1 protein-coding gene is annotated in these 890 nt (G+C 61.6%); it reads left to right on the top strand.

Translation table 11 applies throughout. From position 1 onward, the window contains the following. On the top strand, positions 1-773 hold a 773-nt coding region (locus AC1DY5_RS57270), incomplete at its 5' end, for an IS4 family transposase (RefSeq protein ID WP_478122980.1). Positions 774-890: the final 117 nt, after the last annotated feature.

The raw sequence follows: 890 nt of genomic DNA, 5'->3' as shown, positions 1-890 counted from the left end.
ACCTGAGCCTGTCGTTGTACGACTGGGCCAAGTACCAGCGTACCAAGGGCGCGGTGAAGCTGCACCTGGTTCTCGACCACGACGGCTACCTGCCGTGCTTCGGCGTGGTCACCGACGGCAAGGTGGCAGACGTGAAGGTTGCCCAGTGGATCGACTTCGGCGCCGGCACCATCGTGGTGGACGATCGGGGCTACAACGACTACCGGCTCTTCGGCCAGTGGTGCACCCAGGGCGTCTTCTTTGTGACCCGCATGAAGAGGGATGCCCTCTAYGAGGTCGTCCAGGAGCACGAGCCGCCGCAAAACCGCACCATCGTGCGCGACCAGACCATCCGSCTGAGCAGCGCTGGCGCGCATGACAAGTGCCCGCACTTGCTGCGCCGGGTGGAGGCGGTGCGCGAGGACACCGGCGAGACGCTGGTGTTCCTGACCAACCTCCATCATCTGGGGGCCAGCACGATCGCCGCGATCTACAAGGACCGCTGGCAAATAGAGCTGTTTTTTAAATCGCTCAAACARAACTTGAAGATCAAGACCTTCGTGGGCACGTCGGCCAACGCGGTCAAGACGCAGATCTGGACAGCACTGATCTGCATGCTGCTGCTGCGCTACTTGCAGATGTCCTCGCGCTTCGGCTGGAGCATGGCCAACCTGGTGGCRCTGCTGCGCATGAATCTGTTTACCCACCGTGATCTGATGGCGTGGATCGACGAGCCGTTCACAGCGCCGCCCGATCCCGAYGAATCACCCCAGGGCGCATTCGCATTCACTTGATGTTGGACAGCACCCATGGGGGCACGATCCTGAAATCCACACACAAGCCGTCCGGAACCCGCGTCAGTTCAGCATGTCATCCGCCGGATTCGCCTGTCTTGGACAGCAGTGGCAGTG

Source organism: Variovorax sp. P4_D9, from assembly GCF_056401695.1.
The sequence above is the reverse complement of the archived record's forward strand: the minus strand, read 5'-3'. Positions and strand labels throughout refer to the sequence as shown.